The organism is Parasphingopyxis sp., assembly GCF_028279465.1.
Classification (GTDB): Bacteria; Pseudomonadota; Alphaproteobacteria; order Sphingomonadales; family Sphingomonadaceae; genus Parasphingopyxis.
Map to the genome: position 1 here is coordinate 657,753 of NZ_JANQNS010000015.1, position 15,098 is coordinate 672,850.

The following is a 15,098-nucleotide window of genomic DNA, read 5'->3' on the forward strand; positions in this document are numbered from 1 at the left end:
CTGCGTTTGCCCTTCATGCCGCCTGTTGGCAGATCATGAAAGACCCGCTTGCCGCCGCTCTTTGTGTTCCCTAACTGTTCACGGGTGACCGACCCCGCGATCCAGCAGCCTGAACCGCCCTATCTGCGCGCGCTCAACCCGCCGCAGCGTGAGGCGGTGCTGACGACCGAGGGACCGCTGCTGGTGCTGGCGGGCGCCGGCACCGGCAAGACGGCCTGCCTGACGGCGCGGCTCGCTCATCTGATCTGGACCCGCCAGGCCTGGCCATCCGAAATCCTCGCCGTCACCTTCACCAACAAGGCCGCGCGCGAGATGAAGGAGCGGGTCGCTCGGGCACTCGACCAGGATGTCGAGGGTATGCCCTGGCTCGGCACCTTTCACGCGATCGGCGCAAAAATGCTGCGTCGCCATGCCGAACTTGTCGGGCTGGAGAGCAATTACACGATCCTCGATACCGACGATCAACTGCGCTTGCTGAAGCAGCTGATTCAAGCGGCCGAGATCGATGAAAAACGCTGGCCGGCGCGGCTGCTCGGCGGCTTGATAGATCGCTGGAAGAATCGCGGCTGGGTGCCAGCCGATGTGACGCCGGACGAGAGCGAGGCATACGCCAATGGCAAGGGTCAGCAGCTCTACCAAGCCTATCAGGACAGGCTGAAAACGCTCAACGCCTGCGATTTCGGCGATCTGCTGCTCCATATGCTCGTGATCCTGAAAGAGCATCGCGATGTTCTGGAAATGTATCAGCAGCGGTTCAAATATATTCTCGTCGATGAGTATCAGGACACCAACAGCTCCCAATATCTCTGGCTCCGCTTGCTGGCGCAGGAACGCAAGAATATCTGCGTGGTCGGCGACGACGACCAGAGCATCTACAGCTGGCGCGGCGCGGAGGTCGCCAATATCCTGCGGTTCGAGCAGGATTTTCCGGGCGCCAAGATCGTCCGGCTCGAACAGAATTACCGCTCGACACAGCATATTCTGTCTGCGGCGGGTGGCGTGATCGCCCATAACAGCGGCCGGCTCGGCAAGGAGCTCCATACCGAGGCTGGCGATGGCGAGAAGGTGAAGGTCATCGGCGTCTGGGATGGGCCCGAAGAGGCCCGGCGCGTTGGCGAGGAGATCGAAGCGCATCAGTCCAAGGGCGGCAGTCTCGACGATGTCGCCATCCTCGTCCGCGCCCAGTTTCAGACGCGTGAGTTTGAGGATCGCTTCATCCAGATCGGCATGCCGTACAAGATCGTCGGTGGTTTCCGTTTCTATGAGCGTCAGGAGATTCGCGACGCCCTCGCCTATCTGCGCGTGATCGTACAGCCGGCGGATGATCTGGCTTTCGAGCGGATCGTCAATACGCCCAAACGCGGGTTAGGCGACAAGGCGGTCGGCATGATTCATGGCTATGCGCGGCGTGAGAATATTCCGCTCAGCCTTGCCGCTGCGCGAATTATCGATACGGACGAATTGACTCCCCGTGCCCGCAAGCCGCTCGGCGAACTGATGGGCAATTTTGCGCGCTGGCGCGATCTGGCCAACGATCTTCCGCATCCCGAGCTTGCCCGGCAGGTACTCGATGAATCCGGCTATACCGCCATGTGGCAGAATGATCGTTCGGCCGAGGCTGCGGGCCGGCTCGAAAATCTGACCGAACTGACACGCGCGATGGAAGAGTTCGAAAATCTCGGCTCCTTCCTCGAACATGTCAGCCTCGTCATGGACAATGACGCGGATCGCGAGTCCGAAAAGGTCACGATCATGACGATCCACGCCGCCAAGGGGCTGGAGTTCGACACGGTTTTCCTCGCGGGCTGGGAGGAAGGCGTGTTCCCCTCGCAACGCTCGCTCGAAGAGGGCGGAACCAAAAGCCTCGAAGAAGAACGCCGTCTCGCCTATGTCGCCATCACCCGCGCCCGACGGCTCTGCCATATCGTCCATGCGGCGAACCGGCGCATCTACGGGCAGTGGACGAGTTCGATCCCGTCCCGCTTCATCGGCGAGCTGCCGGAGGCGCACATCGAGGCCGAAACCAGCATGACGGGCGGGGAATCGCTGTGGCGCGCCAACTGGTCCGAACAGTCCGATCCCTTCTCGAACGTCGCGCGCGCCGGCAAGCGCGGCCCGGGCTGGCAACGCGCGGCAGCCGCGGGTGCGCTACCCAAGACCGGCAAGGTGATGGAGGCGAAGGCCAGCGCTGTTAGTTTCGGCGCGAAACCGCGCAGCGATGTCGCCATCGGCCAGCGCGTCTTTCACCAGAAATTCGGCTATGGCGCGGTCGAAGCGATCGAGGGCAACAAGCTCGAAATCGAGTTCGAGAAAGCCGGCCGCAAGCGGGTGCTCGACAGCTTCGTCGAACTGGCATGAATAGCGCTGACGTAATGATGGCAAGGTCTGGCATAGCAACATGACTTGCAGCGTTTACCGACCGATGTAGAGATGCCGGTGCAAGGGGATGTATTATGGCGGATACTGTATCGGAAGTGACCACTAGGCCCAATACTATAGGCTCGAATATCGAACTTATTCGAGAACTGCTTAAGGATCCAGTTTATGGGATCATGTTTCTCGTTATTCTGGTCGCTGAAGCTGCCCTATTTTACTGGTTGCTAATTTCAGAAACTGCTGCCGAGCGCATAATTGCGGGCGGCTTGATGATCGCACTCATCGTTGTCGTCTTGGTCGTTTATACAATCGAACGTGGCCGTTTCTATAGGCTTGAGCATCTTAAGCAGAGCTCGCCGGCTGCGCCGGAAAGCATGGTTCGCGATCCGGTCCAAGAAGAAGTCGCAAGCAAAAGTCAGGATGTCGTTATCGCTCCTGACGGCACATTTCTATACACCCAGCCACCAAAGGGCTGGACGGTCTCTGTATCGAATCTGAAAGATATGGTCACTGAAGCACTCGACAAGCAGAAGCTCGGCTCGCTGGTCCCCGATATTATGCCATATCGGACAGGCGGTGTCGTAACCTTCACCTCGAATGACAAGGCTGAGATTGAATATACGCCGGGAAAATCATCGCTCAATGAGAGGCCTGTTATCGCTGTGCTCGATGAGACCTATGCTGATCAGGTAAATATGTTCTCGGTCAGCAGATACGGCTCCATGATACATGACATATCTGCCGAACATATGTTCGTTAATCTGATGGCGGGGTATGCGACCGGCGGAGCAACGATCGACGAGATTGCGGACACGCCTCAGGGCGAAGGTGTTCGGCGCAGCCTGTCTGGCAAATGTTCCCTGATATTCAATAATGCAAAGATTAACGGCGCAGAAGTCGAAAAAGCAGTATTGGAAGCTCGGCTTTCAGTCGTTGTACACAAGAACTTCATCTATGTCATTCGAACAGCGCATCTCACGGGACTGCCGGATAGCGATGAGCGCAATACGGAAATCGAAAGGATCGTGGCGTCCTTCCAGGCTGCATCGTCGGCGAATACTGCCGATCGCGAGGAGAAAGATCGTAAGAAAGGCGATGTTGAATACGACCTAATTTTCAAAGATCTCTTGCCTAATGCGATACTTCAGAAAGCCAGCCGCAAGCGGGTGCTCGACAGCTTTGTCGAACTCGCCTGAGCATAATTGCGTCCCATAGAGGGACAGTAACCCAAATCGGTAACCCGCACTCGCGGAATCCCCGCCAATTCATGGTAAACAGGGGCTTCTTCGGCTTGCTTACCAAGCCGTTAAAATGGTTCAAGCATCGCAGAACAGGCGGGAGTTTGCCTTCATGGCATCGAAAACGACATTGGGACTGGGCTTCAGATTTGTCGCCGCCGCGGCGCTGATCGCTGGCGCGTCGCAACTGCTATCCGTCGGTTCGGAACCCGCAACGGCGGAAACCGAAGGCATCGTCGCGCAGATAGAGCTCCCACCCGCCGCGGAAGCGCCGGCGGATGATATGGTGACGCCCGCCTCGTTCACCGAAACCGATGAAGAACCGGGCTTTCGCATCACGCATCCACTGACTGTCGACGGTGAAATGCAATTCGGCGAATATGCGTGGAACGACGAGGGCGTGCCGGAGGGTGAGTTACGCATCATCGTCGATCTGCAGGCCGAGCGGCTCTTCGCCTATCGCGGCGGATACGAGATCGGCCGGGCCGTCATCCTCTACGGCCATGACGATACGCCGACCCCGACCGGACGGTTCACGATCACCGAAAAGAACCGCGATCATATCTCCAATCTCTATTTCGTGCCGATGCCCTTTATGATGCGGCTGACCAATGACGGGATCGCCATTCACGGCAGTCTCGTCGAGGAAGGCTTTGCCTCACGCGGTTGCGTCGGCATTCCGGACGATTTCGCGGAACTGCTGTTCAACGAGGCCGAAATCGGCACGCCCGTGCTGATCTCGCGCGGCTCGCCGATCGTGGACGGCAATCGCGTCGTCGGCATTTGAGACAGGTATCTCAGCCAAAGTCTTGCTATTCGCTCGCCAAGCGCTGATCGCTTGCCGATAACAGCTGGTTGAGCCTACAGCGCGGTAATGGCCGCCGCTCCGCACCCGTTCCAGATTCATAATTTCCGCGCCTATTGGACGTCCCGCCTGGCGATGACGCTGGGTCAGTATGCCATGATGCTGATCATCGGTTGGCAGGCCTATAACATCGCGCGCGATGGCGGGATGAGCGTCGGCGGCGCGGCCGGACAGCTTGCGATTATCGGGTTGCTGCAATTCGCTCCGCTGTTCCTGCTCACGCCATTCGCCGGGCTTGCAGCCGATCGTTTCGACCGGAAGACCGTGGCGCGGGTCACGATTGCGCTCCAGGCGCTATGCGCCGCCGTACTCGGATGGGCGACTTGGTCGGATGCGATCAGCCTGCCCATCCTGTTCGGAATCGCCGTGGCGCTCGGCATTGCGCGGGCCTTTGCCGGACCGGCGCTGAGCGCCCTTGCGCCTAATCTCGTGCCGAAATCGGTATTGCCCAACGCTATCGCCCTAAGCTCCATCGCCTGGCAAACAGGCATGATCGTCGGGCCGGCAATCGGCGGATATCTCTACGTCATCGATCCCGCCCTGCCCTATCTCGCGGTCTTCGGTTTGCTCAGCATCTCTCTCGTCGCGCTGACCACCATCGGCCATGTGCCCAAGCCCGAAATCACAGGCGCAAAGCGCCCCGTCGGGCAAGTGATCGACGGGCTGCGCTATGTCCGCCGCAACAAGATGGTACTTGGGGCGATCACGCTCGATCTGTTCGCTGTGTTCCTTGCGGGCGCAACGGCGCTGTTTCCGGTGTATGCGCGCGATATATTGGAGGTTGGCGCGACCGGCCTCAGCCAGTTGGCGGCAGCGCCCGCCGTTGGCGCAGCACTGACCGCGCTCTGGTTTTCCTTCCGGCCGCTCAAGAGCAATGTCGGTCCCAAGATGCTTTGGGCCGTCGGGGTTTTCGGGCTGGCAACGATCATATTCGGCTTCTCGACATCCATGCCACTATCGCTGGCCGCACTGTTCGTCGTCGGCGCGGCGGACATGTTCTCGGTCTATATCCGCCAGTCGCTGATCCAGCTCCACACGCCCGACGACAAGCGCGGCCGTGTATCCTCCGTATCACTGCTCACTATCTCGGCGTCCAACGAGTTCGGCGACGCGTTCAGCGGCGGTCTTGCCTGGATCGTCGGCCCGGTCGCGGCCGTCGTTTCGGGCGGTATCGGAGCCATTGCGACGGTGCTATTGTGGACAGCATGGTTTCCCGCATTACGTAAGACCAAGACATTCGATCCGCCGGACGATCTCGACGAAGAGCGCTCCGGGCAGACTTTGCAGGAGAAGACGACATGAAGGCCGCCAATACGCTCGAAACGATCGGCAACACCCCGCATATCCGCATGCAGCGCCTGTTCGGCGACGCGGAAGTCTGGATCAAATCGGAGCGCGCCAACCCGGGCGGATCGATCAAGGACAGGATCGCGCTCGCGATGGTGGAAGACGCCGAAGAATCGGGCGCGCTGAAGCCCGGCGGCAAGATCATCGAGCCAACGTCCGGCAATACCGGCATCGGCTTAGCCATGGTCGCGGCCGTCAAAGGCTATGAGCTAGTGCTTGTGATGCCTGAGAGCATGTCGATCGAGCGCCGCCGCCTCATGCTGTCCTTCGGCGCGAAGTTCGATCTGACGCCGAAAGAAAAGGGCATGAAAGGCGCGATCGAGCGTGCGCAGGAGCTTGTCGCAGCCGATGATACGGCCTGGATGCCGCAACAGTTCGACAACCCGGCCAATGTCGCCGTGCATGTAAATACGACGGCAGAGGAAATTCTCGCCGATTTCGCCGACAGCCCAGTCGATGTGCTGATCACCGGTGTAGGCACGGGCGGCCATCTCACTGGTTGCGCCGAAGTGCTGAAACAGCATTGGCCGGAGATGAAGGCCTATGCCGTGGAACCCGTAGGCTCCCCGGTCATCTCGGGTGGCCAGCCCGGCCCGCATCCGATCCAGGGTATCGGCGCGGGCTTCATTCCCGGTAATCTTCACACCGAAGCCATCGACGGCGCGATCCAGGTCGATCCGGAAGACGCCAAGGATATGGCCCGGCGTGCGGCCCGCGAGGAAGGCATGCTGATCGGCATCAGCTCGGGCGCGACGCTGCAGGCGATCAAGCAGAAGCTAGCCGAAATTGGCGACGGCGCGCGCATCCTCGGCTTCAACTATGACACCGGCGAGCGCTATCTCTCGGTTCCGGAATTCCTACCCGAGGAATAGAGGTAGAAACGTAGACAATGTGCGTTCTGGCCTTTGCCTGGGCGGCGCATCCGCGCTGGCAGCTGGTCCTGATCGGCAATCGTGACGAGCTGCACGCACGGCCTGCCACGCCACTCGCGCATTGGGAGGATCGGCCGGGAATCATCGCCGGGCGCGATCTCGAAGCGGGCGGAACGTGGCTGGGCGTGTCCCAGCAGCGTCGGCTCGCCGTCGTCACGAACGTCGCCAATCCTGACGGCCCGTTGCCAGACAAAGCATCACGCGGCGCACTGATCGCAGACCTGCTGACCGGCGCCGGCCGCTATGCGGACCCTGCCGAAAGCGATCTCGACGATTTCAACGCGTTTAATGCTATTGCGGTAGAAGGTGGCACGGCCCGACTTTTCAGCAACCGCCCTAGGCCGACGCGCCGAACACTCAAGCCCGGAATCTACGGGCTGTCCAACAGCCTGTACGCCGAAAACTGGCCGAAAACCGATCGGATCAAAGCCATGCTCGACGATTGGCTGAACTTCGACAGCGGTAACGAAACAGGCTTGCTCGATGCGCTCCGCGCCGACGATTCACCGCAAGTCGAACCCCGCCGCGCCCAGCAGAGCCCGATTTTCATCCGCAATCCCGTCTATGGCACGCGTTGCAGTACCGTCGTGATCATCGATAGCGACGGCAATGGCCGCATTTCAGAACGACGCTACGATCCGCAGGGTAAAGCGAGTGGTGTAACACGGATCGATTTCCGATGGCCTTCGTCGCCGCCTAGCCGATAACCTATCTTCTCTCTTCGCGCTGCATATCTGGCGGCAGCAGGTCTTCAGGCTCGCCGTCCTCATCGGGTCCGGCGGGCGGCGGTAGATCAGCGTCTTCGAAGCCGGGATCGCCCGGTGCGGGTTCGTCGAATCCCGGCTCGAATTCATCCTTCTCGCCTTCGAAAATATCGTCTTCCGGCTTTTCCATGTCCGGGTCGGTTCGCTGGGTCACGAGATCGGCGTCCGCGAGCCGATCGATCAGATCGTCGGCGCCGTTCATCCGGTAGATCGTACCACGGCCGTCCGGCGCCGGCTGCGCGATATACTCAAGGCTCGCATTCAGGCGGCGGCTATAGTTGAATGCCGGTTCCGTACCGCGCGGCAATTCGAGGATAAGCCGTCCCTCGCAGCGCGCCTGTTCGAGCCCCTCGTCGAAATCGAGGAGCCGGGGGTTTTCCATGCGCGCGACCGTGCCGCCTTCGAGCCGTGTAAGCAATTCGCCGTCATCGGAACTCGCCGTCCGCGCCCGCGCGAAGATGCGTTCGCGAATGGAGTCTGTCGTGGACTGGGATGAGCAGAGAATCTCGCCCGGCGTCATATCGGCGAGATCGTCGCTGCCACTGGATGCTTCCGGCATACCATCGTCGATTTCGCCCAGCCCGAGCTCCATCGTGCCCCAGTAACCAAGCGCCGCCGCGGCGACGACTCCTAATAGCCCAAGCACCCATTTCAGGCCTGTCGACACAGACTTGTTCTCCCCTCTGATCGCATTTCCTTAGAGCGATGCCGCAAAGAAGGTCCAGCCCGGCCGCGTTTCCGCGGGCCGGGCCAGACGTTCGTCATGCACAATTGGTCGTGTTTCGCTCCGTCAGGCGGCGACGAACATTTCCGGCTCGAGCGCCATCAGGCTGTCCGAACCGCCCTCGATCTTCGCACGAAGACCGGCCGCATCGGGCATGATCTTCTCGGCAAAGAAACGTGCGGTAACGAGCTTGGCTTCGTGGAACGCCGTGTCTTCCGCACCGGCTTCGATCGCGGCCGCGCTGGCCTTGGCCATGCGCAGCCACATCAGGCCGAGCGTCACGATACCCATCAGCTCCATATAGTTATAGGCTGCGGCACCCGCATTGTTGAGGTTGGCGAAGGCGTTCTGCATCAGCCACATCGTCGCGCCGCGCAGCTCGCCATTGGCCTTTTCGAGGCCGGTCGCGACTGCATTGACGGCTTCGTCTTCCTGCAGCTCGGCGACTTCCTCGCCGACCATCGCCAGAAATGCTTGGATCGCCCGGCCGCCATCCTTGGCGAGCTTGCGGCCGACCAGGTCCATTGCCTGGATGCCGTTGGTGCCTTCGTAGATCTGCGCAATCCGGGCATCGCGGACATATTGCTCCATGCCCCATTCGCGGATGTAGCCATGGCCGCCATAGACCTGCTGCGACTGGGTCGCGATCTTGTAGCCGAGATCGGTGACATAGCCCTTGATGACCGGCGTGAGCAGCGAAATCATGTCGTCCGCTTCCTGCCGCTCTTCCTCGGTCTGCGCCTTGTGCGCGAGATCGACCTGCAGGCCACCCCAAATGCACAGCGCGCGGCTCGCTTCGAGATAGGCTTTTGATTCCATTAGCATGCGCCGGACATCGGGGTGGACGAACAGCGTATCGGCCTTTTCTTCCGGCTCGGCCGGGCCGGTCAGCGCCCTGCCCTGGCGCCGGTCCTGCGCATAGGCGACTGCGTTCTGAAACGCGACTTCGCCAACAGCGAGACCCTGTGTGCCAACGCCGAGGCGGGCGGCATTCATCATAATAAACATGGCGGCGAGACCCTTATTCTCCTCGCCGACCATCCAGCCCGTCGCGCCGTCATAATTCATGACGCAAGTCGAGTTGCCGTGGATACCCATTTTCTCTTCGATCGAACCGCAGGTGACCGCGTTGCGCTCGCCGAGCGAGCCATCGTCGTTCACCAGGAACTTCGGCACGATGAAGAGCGAAATACCCTTCACGCTGTCCGGCGCATCCGGCGTTTTCGCCAGTACGAGGTGGATGATGTTCTCGGTCAGGTCATGCTCGCCCGAGGAAATGAAGATTTTTGTACCGGACACCTTGTAGCTTCCATCGGCCTGCGGCTCAGCCTTGGTGCGGATCAGGCCGAGATCGGTGCCGCAATGCGGTTCGGTCAGGTTCATGGTGCCACCCCATTCGCCCGACACCATCTTCGGCACGTATTTTTCCTTCTGCTCCTGCGAACCCTTGGCCATGATCGCCGCCGTCGCGCCCATGGTCAGGCCATTATACATGGCGAAGGCCATGTTCGCGCTGATCATATATTCCTCGATCGCCGTGCCGAGGACATGTGGCAGGCCCTGCCCGCCAAACTCCTCCGGCCCCGTGAGTGTCGTCCAACCGCCTTCGACAAGCTGGTTATACGCTTCCTTGAAGCCCTCCGGCGTCGTCACGGATCCGTCTTCGTGGCGCGTACAGCCCTGTTCGTCGCCGACCTGATTGAGCGGGAACAGCACTTCACTGCAGAATTTGCCGCCTTCGGTCAGAATGGCCTCGGCCATTTCCATCGTCGCATTTTCGAATCCCGGCAGGTTCGAATAGTTATCGAGTGAGGCAATGTGACTGAGCACATATTGGCTGTCGCGAACGGGCGCGGTGTAAGTGGGCATAGTAAAGTTCCTGTCTGGGACGTTATTCGTTTTCGCTTTCGACTTCGTCGAGCAGTTCGAGAAAACCTTCGAGCTCGGCAATCGACGAATCGATATCCTGGCGCTGGCCTTTCAGAGCCTCGATGCGCTCCCGGCATTTTTCGCGGGTAACGGCGCGCTGTTTCGTTCGCCCGTCGCCCAGATCGTAGAGATCGATCATCTCGCGCACATCGGCGAGACTGAACCCGACACGCTTGGCACGCAGGATCCAGGCCAATCGCGCCCGATCCCGTTTCGCATAAACGCGGGTCAGACCGTGCCGCTCTGGCGAAATCAGACCTTCATCTTCGTAGAAGCGCAATGCGCGCGGCGTGACGCGGAATTCTTCGGACAAGTCCGAGATCGAATAGGTTTCGCGGTTTTTTTCGTCAGGCGTATCGATGCCTGCTTGCGGAAGTGCCTTTGCCATAAGTCCCCTTAGCTAACGTTCACGTTAACGTCAAGCTGTGACGCTACGTCAAGCGTGTATGCTATTTCGGAATTGGCGGCTTTGCTAGTCGATCTTCAACAGGCGCTCGCCCTCGATGCGGCGATAAAAACAACTGGTCTCGCCGGTGTGACAGGCCGGTCCCGCGGGATCGGCGATCAACCAGATCGCGTCCTGATCGCAATCGATCCGCATCTCGACGACGCGCATAGCATTGCCGGACGTCTCGCCCTTCTTCCACAGCGATTGCCGACTGCGCGACCAGAAATGAGCAACCTTCGTTTCGATCGTCAGATCGAGCGCCTCTCGGTTCATGTGCGCGAGCATCAAGATGCCGCCACTGTGCCTGTCGGTGACGACGGCCGTCACAAGGCCATTGGCATCGAATTTGGGCGTCAGCTCGGTTGTGGTCTCGCAGTCCATATCCCCTGCTAGTGCGAGCGGACGGCGTCGATCAACTGTTCATTCGCCATGTCTGAGCGGTTATTTAATCGCAGCAAGCCAAATTTTATGACAAATGCGAGACAAACCGGATCGCGCGCCCTATATGCTCGCGGGTGACGACCATTGCGCCGGAGTCGCCATGCTGACCACCGACCCGTTCGACCTCGATGGAGACAAGCTGCGTGAGGAATGCGGCGTGTTCGGCATCTGGGGCGCCGATACGGCAGCCGCCGTTGTCGCGCTCGGCCTTCACGCGCTCCAGCATCGTGGGCAGGAAGCCGCCGGCATCACGAGTTATGACGGCAAATGGTTCCACAGCCATCGCGCGATCGGTCATGTTGCCGGCAACTTCGACGAAGATCGCATCATCCGGCAGCTGCCCGGCGACGCCGCATGCGGCCATGTGCGCTATTCGACCACCGGAGAAAGCGGGCTGCGCAACGTACAGCCACTCTATGCCGAGCTCTCATCCGGCGGTTTCGCCGTCGCGCATAATGGCAATATCTCCAACGCCTGGACGCTGCGCCAAGACCTCGTGAAGCACGGCTCGATCTTCCAGTCGACGTCCGACACGGAAACCATCATCCATCTCGTGGCGACATCGGCATTCAAGACGCTGCTCGACTGTTTCATTGACGCGCTCAAGCAACTCGAAGGCGCTTATTCGCTCGTCTGCATGACACCCGAGGGCATGATCGGCTGTCGCGATCCGCTCGGTATTCGCCCGCTGGTCATGGGCAAGCTGGGCGATGCGATCATCTTCGCATCCGAAAGCGTCGCCTTCGATGTCGTAGGCGCCGAGTTCATTCGCGAAGTCGAGCCGGGCGAGCTGATTGTGGTGAACGACACAGGCATCAAGACACACCGCCCGTTCACCCCTGTCGCCGCGCGGCCGTGCATATTCGAACATGTCTATTTCTCCCGGCCCGATTCGATCGTCGACGGCCAGTCGGTATATTCCGTGCGCAAACAGATTGGCGCTGAGCTAGCCATCGAAAGCCCGGTGGATGCCGATCTCGTCATTCCCGTGCCCGATTCCGGCACCCCGGCGGCAATCGGCTATGCGCAGCAAGCCGAAATCCCCTTCGAGCTCGGTATCATCCGCTCGCACTATGTCGGGCGGACCTTTATCCAGCCCGGCGACAAAGTCCGCCATCTCGGCGTGAAGCTGAAGCACAACGCCAATCGCGCGTTGATCGAAGGCCGCCGTGTCGTGCTTATCGACGATTCGATCGTGCGCGGCACGACGAGCACCAAGATCGTCGATATGATGCGCGAAGCTGGAGCCACCGAGGTTCATATGCGGATTGCGAGTCCGCCGACACGTAACAGCTGTTTCTATGGCGTGGATACACCGGAGCGCGAGAAGCTGTTGGCCGCCCAATATGATGTCGAGGGCATGCGCGATTATATCCGCGCCGACAGTCTCGCCTTCATCTCCATCGACGGCCTGTACCGCGCCGTCGGCGAGACGGGCCGCAACGACGAGCATCCGCAACGCTGCGACGCCTGTTTCACCGGCGAATATCCAACCACGCTCACCGATCGCGACGGCCATGAAAATGTCACACAGCTTCCCCTTCTCGCCGAGCGCGTAACCTGATGCACCGGCAGATACCGACAATCGGAAACAGATGACCCAATCTCTCGACGGCAAACTCGCTCTCGTTACGGGGGCAAGCCGCGGCATCGGCGCGGGGACGGCCAAAGCGCTTGCAGCCGAGGGCGCGCATGTGATTCTCGTCGCACGGACGGTCGGCGGTCTCGAAGAGGTCGAGGAGGCGATCCACGAAGCCGGCGGGAGCGCGACCATCGCCCCGCTCGATCTCGTAGATGGCGACAGCATCCAGCGGCTCTCGGCGGCCGTTAAAGAGCGCTGGGGCACGCTCGACATCCTCGTGCTGAACGCCGCGATCCTCGGATCGCTGACCCCGGTCGCGCAGATCGAGGCGAAGGAATTGCGCGACGTGATGACGCTCAATTTCATCGCCCAACAGGCGTTGATTGCCGCCTTCGATCCCATGCTCCGCAAGAGCGTAGCCGGCCGGCTGATTGCGGTCACGTCGAGCGTTGGCGCGGCGCCGCGCGCCTATTGGGGCAATTACGGTGCGTCCAAAGCCGCGCTCGATACGCTCGTCACGGCTTATGGCGAGGAGGTGCAGAATCTCTCGCCGGTCAAAGTCGCGATCATCGATCCCGGCGGGACGGCGACCGATATGCGCGCCCAGGCCTTTCCGGGCGAGGACCCGGCGACGCTCAAATCGCCGGACATGGTCGCCAGCGATATCGTCGGACTCGTCTCGGCTGATCTCGAGACCGGGCATCGGCACATAGTCCAGCCGCCCGCATCCCGATCATAAGCTTGTGTTCACACCGCACAGGCTCCAGTCATGGGGCTGAGACTGTGCAATTGACCGGAGACCCCCATGGCTGATGCCGAGCCGCAGGCCGCCGCACCGCGCCGCAACGCTTTCACGCGCTTTCTCGACGGGGTCGAATGGCTCGGCAATCTCCTCCCGCATCCGGTCACACTGTTCGCTATCCTGGCGGTGGGGATCGTCTTGCTGTCGGGCCTGTTCGGTTGGATGGGGCTCGCAGTCGTCGATCCGCGGCCCGCGGACGCGCCGGGTGTTGCCGAAGACGGGATGATCCGCGCGGTCAGTCTGCTCGATGGCGACGGCGTGCGGCGCATCTTCACCAATCTCGTTGGCAATTTCACGAGCTTCGCGCCGCTCGGCGTAGTGCTCGTCGCAATGATCGGCGTCGGGGTCGCGGAGAAGTCGGGCCTGCTGTCGGCCGCCGTGCGCGGCATGGTGCTCTCTGCCCCGCCCAAACTCGTCACCGTTGCAATCGTCTTTGCCGGTATCGTCTCGAACACCGCGTCGGAAGTCGGCTATGTCGTCCTGATCCCGCTGGCCGCGGCTATCTATTACGCGCTGGGCCGGCACCCGCTAGCCGGCATGGCCGCCGCCTTCGCCGGTGTTTCGGGCGGCTATAGCGCCAACCTGCTGATCGGCACGATCGACCCGCTGCTCGCCGGAATCACGCAGGAGGCCGCGCGCCTGATCGACCCCGACTATGTCGTGCTGGCGACGGCCAACTGGTATTTCATGGTCGCCTCGACCTTCCTCATCACGGCCATCGGCTCCTGGGTGTCCATCGCCATCGTCGAGCCCAAGCTCGGCAAATACGACCCCACCCATGCCGACAAGACGATCCTCGACGATCATATGATGGAGCCGCTCGAGCCGGTGGAAAAGAAAGGCCTGCGCTGGGCCGGAATCGCACTGCTCGGTGTGCTCGGCCTGATGGCGCTGACGCTGGTTCCGGATTGGGGCATATTGCGTAATCCGGAAACCGGGGACCGGATCAACTCGCCCTTCTTCCAAGGGTTCGTCGTCTGGATCCTCATCTTCTTTATCGCCATCGGCTATGCCTATGGCCGCGCCGCGGGCACGATGAAGACGGACCGCGATATTATCGACGCGATGGCCGCCGCCCTCTCCTCACTCGGCCTCTATATCGTGCTGGTGTTCTTCGCCGCCCAGTTCGTCGCATTTTTCGGATGGACGAATCTCGGCGCGATCACGGCGGTGACGGGCGCGCAATTCCTGCAAGACAGCGGCATGACCGGCCCCGCGCTGTTCTTTTTCTTCATCCTGATCTGCGCGATGATCAACCTGTCATTGGGCTCGGCCTCGGCGCAATGGGCGGTGACCGCGCCGATCTTCGTGCCGATGCTGATGCTGATCGGCTATTCGCCCGAAGCGATCCAGGCCGCCTACCGTATCGGCGATTCCACGACCAATATCATCACCCCGATGATGAGCTATTTCGGCCTGATCCTCGCCTGGGCGACGCGCTATGAGAAGAATCTTGGCGTCGGCACGCTGATCGCGATGATGCTCCCCTATACGATCTTCTTCATCATCGCCTGGTCGATATTCTTCTTCGTCTGGACCTTTGTGCTCGGCCTGCCGGTCGGGCCAGGATCGCCGACATATTACACGCCGTGAGCCCTCGCCTCCTTCTCCCCTTGTGGGCGTGTCAGGATGGATTGCCCCCGGCAATCC

Annotated in this window: 13 protein-coding genes; 9 read left to right on the top strand and 4 right to left on the bottom strand. The window is 60.7% G+C overall.

The features are described 5' to 3' along the window. Positions 1–84: 84 nt before the first annotated feature. The 6 genes from Q0974_RS12805 to Q0974_RS12830 all read left to right on the top strand — a co-directional run bounded on the left by Q0974_RS12805 (position 85) and on the right by Q0974_RS12830 (position 7,465). Complete coding sequence (locus Q0974_RS12805) at positions 85–2,358, top strand: ATP-dependent helicase (RefSeq protein ID WP_299328164.1); 2,274 nt, start codon at positions 85–87, stop codon at positions 2,356–2,358. Positions 2,359–2,453: 95 nt separating this feature from the next. Continuing rightward, complete coding sequence (locus Q0974_RS12810) at positions 2,454–3,572, top strand: hypothetical protein (RefSeq protein ID WP_299328166.1); 1,119 nt, start codon at positions 2,454–2,456, stop codon at positions 3,570–3,572. 154 nt (positions 3,573–3,726) lie between these two features. Beyond that, positions 3,727–4,401: a L,D-transpeptidase family protein gene (locus Q0974_RS12815; RefSeq protein WP_299328169.1), complete on the top strand. Its 675-nt coding sequence runs from the start codon at positions 3,727–3,729 to the stop codon at positions 4,399–4,401. An 87-nt stretch (positions 4,402–4,488) separates the two neighbouring features. After that, on the top strand, positions 4,489–5,781 hold the full coding sequence (locus tag Q0974_RS12820) for an MFS transporter (RefSeq protein ID WP_299328172.1): 1,293 nt from the start codon (positions 4,489–4,491) through the stop codon (positions 5,779–5,781). Then, the gene (cysK, locus tag Q0974_RS12825; protein WP_299328175.1) at positions 5,778–6,698 is read left to right on the top strand and encodes a cysteine synthase A; all 921 of its coding nucleotides are present in this window, start codon (positions 5,778–5,780) and stop codon (positions 6,696–6,698) included. Before Q0974_RS12820 ends, cysK begins: the two co-directional genes overlap by 4 nt. A 17-nt stretch (positions 6,699–6,715) precedes the next feature. Beyond that, the gene (locus tag Q0974_RS12830) at positions 6,716–7,465 is read left to right on the top strand and encodes an NRDE family protein (protein ID WP_299328177.1); all 750 of its coding nucleotides are present in this window, start codon (positions 6,716–6,718) and stop codon (positions 7,463–7,465) included. Position 7,466: 1 nt separating this feature from the next. On the opposite strand, the gene Q0974_RS12835 is transcribed toward Q0974_RS12830, so the two are convergent. The 4 genes from Q0974_RS12835 to hisI all read right to left on the bottom strand — a co-directional run bounded on the left by Q0974_RS12835 (position 7,467) and on the right by hisI (position 11,004). After that, entirely contained in the window at positions 7,467–8,189 is a 723-nt protein-coding gene (locus tag Q0974_RS12835) for a hypothetical protein (RefSeq protein ID WP_299328179.1), read from the bottom strand. A 123-nt stretch (positions 8,190–8,312) separates the two neighbouring features. Next, the gene (locus Q0974_RS12840) at positions 8,313–10,115 is read right to left on the bottom strand and encodes an acyl-CoA dehydrogenase C-terminal domain-containing protein (protein WP_299328182.1); all 1,803 of its coding nucleotides are present in this window, start codon (positions 10,113–10,115) and stop codon (positions 8,313–8,315) included. Between the two features lie 22 nt (positions 10,116–10,137). After that, on the bottom strand, positions 10,138–10,563 hold the full coding sequence (locus Q0974_RS12845) for a MerR family DNA-binding transcriptional regulator (protein ID WP_299328185.1): 426 nt from the start codon (positions 10,561–10,563) through the stop codon (positions 10,138–10,140). Between the two features lie 84 nt (positions 10,564–10,647). Continuing rightward, positions 10,648–11,004, bottom strand: a complete 357-nt coding sequence (hisI, locus tag Q0974_RS12850; protein WP_299328188.1) for a phosphoribosyl-AMP cyclohydrolase — start codon at positions 11,002–11,004, stop codon at positions 10,648–10,650. 160 nt (positions 11,005–11,164) lie between these two features. On the opposite strand from hisI, the gene purF reads away from it, so the two are divergent. The 3 genes from purF to Q0974_RS12865 all read left to right on the top strand — a co-directional run bounded on the left by purF (position 11,165) and on the right by Q0974_RS12865 (position 15,041). Further along, a complete protein-coding gene (gene purF / locus Q0974_RS12855) occupies positions 11,165–12,628 on the top strand; it encodes an amidophosphoribosyltransferase (RefSeq protein ID WP_299328546.1) in 1,464 nt (487 codons plus the stop codon). Positions 12,629–12,659: 31 nt separating this feature from the next. Continuing rightward, positions 12,660–13,385, top strand: coding sequence for an SDR family NAD(P)-dependent oxidoreductase (locus Q0974_RS12860; RefSeq protein WP_299328190.1), 726 nt, complete (start codon positions 12,660–12,662; stop codon positions 13,383–13,385). A gap of 66 nt (positions 13,386–13,451) precedes the next feature. After that, positions 13,452–15,041, top strand: coding sequence for an AbgT family transporter (locus tag Q0974_RS12865; protein WP_299328193.1), 1,590 nt, complete (start codon positions 13,452–13,454; stop codon positions 15,039–15,041). The last annotated feature ends 57 nt before the right edge of the window (positions 15,042–15,098 follow it).